Origin of the sequence: Erwinia oleae, assembly GCF_000770305.1 — a bacterium.
Lineage (GTDB): Bacteria > Pseudomonadota > Gammaproteobacteria > Enterobacterales > Enterobacteriaceae > Erwinia > Erwinia oleae.
In genome coordinates this window covers 1-3,382 of the sequence record NZ_JNVB01000137.1, presented here as the reverse complement: position 1 = coordinate 3,382, position 3,382 = coordinate 1, and the positions used below count along the sequence as shown (strand labels likewise).

The following is a 3,382-nucleotide window of genomic DNA, read 5'->3' as shown; positions in this document are numbered from 1 at the left end:
GCGCTGCCGGACAGAGCGGCAATCAAAATGAACGTCATTGCACGGGTAAAGATCATTGTTTCTCCTCATGAGCAGGATGGCGCCAGCGTGCGGCCGGATGACGCGACGAAAGCCGATCCTGATTAAATAATTTTTTACGCAGCGTGCCGGGCCGATAGGCGGTTTTATAGCGCCCGCGCTGCTGTAACTCCGGCACCACCAGTTCGATAAAATCGATATAACTTTGCGGATTCACGATGCGGGTCAGATTGAAACCGTCGATTCCCGTTTCATCCACCCAGGCGAGCAGCGCTGTCGCCACCTGCTGCGGATCGCCGACAATGAGCGCGTAACGACCGCCCAGCGCGTGCTGCTCCAGCAACTGACGCTTCGTTGTGCCGCTCCAGGCTCTGGCGACGGATTCAATGGCTCGCGTGCTACCGCTCACCAGGGGTTCATCCAGCCCAAGCGTTGACAGATCGACGCCAACAGAGCTGGAAAAATGCGCAATGCCCGCCTCGGGGCTGGCATAGCGAAGGTAGTGCTGATGCTTTTCGTGCGCCTCTTTCTCCGTGGGCGCCACGATAATCGCAATACCCATAAAGATTTTCAGATCGTCCGGCTGCCGTCCGGCCTCCACCGCGGCCTGGCGCAACCGCTCCACCTGCGCACGCATTGCCTGCGGCGTACTGCCGTTAACGAAGGTGCATTCGGCATGGCGCGCGGCAAAACGGATACCCCGCGCGGAACTGCCCGCCTGATAGAGCAGCGGCGTACGCTGTGGCGACGGTGAGGAAAGATGACAGCCGTCGACCTGGTAAAATTCGCCATGATGCCGCACCGGATGAATTTTCGCCGCATCGGCGTAGAGGCGATGCTGCCGGTCAGCCACCACCGCGTCGTCTTCCCAGCTTCCCTCCCACAGCTGATAGCTGACGTCGAGAAACTCGTCGGCCATATCGTAGCGACGATCGTGATCCGCCAGCATTTTCTGCCCCATCGCCCGCGCGGCGCTGTCCAGATAGCCGGTGACGATGTTCCAGCCGACGCGTCCGTTAGTCAGATGATCGAGGGTGGAGAAACGGCGGGCGAAAAGATACGGCGCTTCGTAGCTGAGGTTGGCGGTCAGCCCAAAACCCAGATGTTCGGTTACGCTGGCCATGGCGGAAACCAGCAGCAGCGGATCGTTAACCGGCAGCTGAATTGATTCGCTGGCGGTCAGGCCGATCCCCTGCTGATAGACATCGTAAACGCCGACGATATCGGCGATAAACAGCCCGTCGAACAGGCCGCGCTCCAGCGTGCGTGCCAGTTCGGTCCAGTAGCCAAGCGTATTGAACTCCGTTGAACGATCGTCGGGATGCGTCCACATGCCATGATGGATATGCCCTACGCAGTTCATCGTAAAGGCATTCAGCAGGATCTCTTTTGCGGGCAGGCTCACAGCGTTCCCCTCCGTGGCGGCAGTACGCCGTTCAGCACATAGTTGCCGATTATCGGATACTTCCAGCGCACCGGATCGTGCAGCGTATGGGTGCGGGCATTGCGCCAGTGGCGATCGAAATTATGCTCCGCAAGGGCCGCGCGGGTGCCCGAGAGTTCAAACAGCAGGTTGGCCGCTTCCAGCGCGCGTTCCGTTGTCCACGCGCGCGCGCAGGCAACCTGAATCGACGCCGCCGCCACGCTTTCGGCCTGCGGATCTTTTTGCGCGAAATCGATAGCGTCGCCCGCCTCATCGAGCAGCGCTTCGGCGGCCTGCAAATCTGCGGCAAGCTGCCCAACGCGATCGATGATTAACGGATCGTCGTTCGCCTGCGCAACGCCCGAATCAGGCCAGGGGCGGGCGCGGGTATTGATAAAATTGAGCATATCGCTGAATGCCGCGCGGGCAATGCCGTAATCAATGGCGGCATGCATGATTTGCGCAAACGGGCCGACGGTGGTCGGGCGCTCGAAGGCGCGTTGAAACGGCACAATATCGTCGGCGTTCACCTGTACCGCGTCGAACGTCACCGTGCCGCTGCCGGTGGTGCGCTGACCAAAGCCCGACCAGTCGTCAATGACGCTCACGCCAGCCTGAAAGCGCGGCACAAAAACTAACTGCTCTTTACCTTCCGCATCGCGCGCGGCGGCAGGAATGCGGTCCGCGAACAGCGCGCCGGTGGCATAAAATTTTCGTCCGTTGAGCTGATACGCATCGCCCTTTGCCAGCACGGAGGTGAAGCGATGATGAGCAGCAGGACTGCTGAACTCCGCCAGCGCGTTGCCCAGATGTACGCCCGCCAGCACCTCCTGATAAAAACGCTGCTGCTGCGCCTCGCTGCCGTTGACCCGCAGGACTTCCAGCGCGTAGAAGTGGTTTTGCGGAATTTGTCCGATTGCCGCGTCCGCCTCGCTCAGGAGGCTAATCACCTTTGCCAGCACCGCGGTCGGCACCGCCGCGCCGCCAAACGCTGCGGGAACGGTTATCGCGCCAAGGCCGGAAGCAAAGAGCGCTTCAAGCGGCTTAAAGGGCAGTTCCCGCTGGCGATCGCGCTGGGCAGAGGTGGTACGAAACACCTGCGCCAGCTCGCGCGCCACGTTAAGCGCCTGTTCCGATGTGGTAATCAGCGTGGCTTTATTTTTAGGCGTTACCTGACTGAGAGTCATACCGCTCCTTAAATCCAGGCGTGTCGCGCCGGAAAAATGCCGTTGAGGTAGTAATTACCGATTGCGTGGTATTTCCAGCGCACCGGATCGTGCAGCGTGTGCGTGCGGGCGTTGCGCCAGTGCCGATCGAGCCCATGTTCGCTCAGCGTGGCGCGGCTGCCGCCCCATTCCAGCAGTTTTTCACTGGCCTTCAGCGCAATGCGGGTGGTCAGCACCTTTGCTTCCGCCACGGCAACTGACGCGCGCGCGGCCTCTTCTGCCGTGAGTGAGGAACCACGGCATTCATCAACAATCCGCGCGGCACGTCGCAGCAGGGCTTCGGCCGCATGCAGCTCTGTAAAGACGCGGCCGACATCGGCCTGAAGATGCGGATCGTCGGCGTTACGCTCCACGTTGGCATCAATCCACGGTCGTGAGTGGTGACGGACAAACTCACAGGCTTCATCGAAAGCGCCACGCCCGATCCCCGCGTCGATGGCCGCCTGAATAAGCTGCGATACCGCGCCGCGCAGCGACGGTTTCTCGTCCGGCGGCAGCGGAATAACCCGTGATGCGTCAACCGCCACCTCCTGAAACCGCACGGTGCCGCTGGCGGTGGTGCGTTGTCCCATACCGGACCAGTCATCAATCACCGTCAGCCCGGCACTCAGGCGCGGAACAAAAATCATCACCGCTGCGCCGTCATCGTCCAGCGCGGTGGTGACCACAATGTGAGCAAAGAGCGCGCCCGTGGAGTAGAACTTCTCGCCGGTGA

Annotated in this window: 3 protein-coding genes; all 3 read right to left on the bottom strand. The window is 61.0% G+C overall.

Going from position 1 to position 3,382, the window contains the following annotated elements; all coding sequences use genetic code 11:
- Positions 1-52: 52 nt before the first annotated feature.
- Entirely contained in the window at positions 53-1,423 is a 1,371-nt protein-coding gene (locus GS12_RS22310; protein ID WP_034951105.1) for an LLM class flavin-dependent oxidoreductase, read from the bottom strand.
- A complete protein-coding gene (locus GS12_RS22305; RefSeq protein ID WP_034951103.1) occupies positions 1,420-2,628 on the bottom strand; it encodes an SfnB family sulfur acquisition oxidoreductase in 1,209 nt (402 codons plus the stop codon). The genes GS12_RS22310 and GS12_RS22305 overlap by 4 nt, the downstream gene beginning before the upstream one ends.
- An 8-nt stretch (positions 2,629-2,636) precedes the next feature.
- A partial coding sequence (locus tag GS12_RS22300) for an acyl-CoA dehydrogenase family protein (RefSeq protein ID WP_034951102.1) occupies positions 2,637-3,382 on the bottom strand: 746 nt, incomplete at its 5' end.

Excerpts from the sequence above, each read along its gene's own strand:
- GS12_RS22305 (WP_034951103.1), bottom strand. The coding sequence starts at position 2,628 with ATGACTCTCAGTCAGGTAACGCCTAAAAATAAAGCCACGCTGATTACC.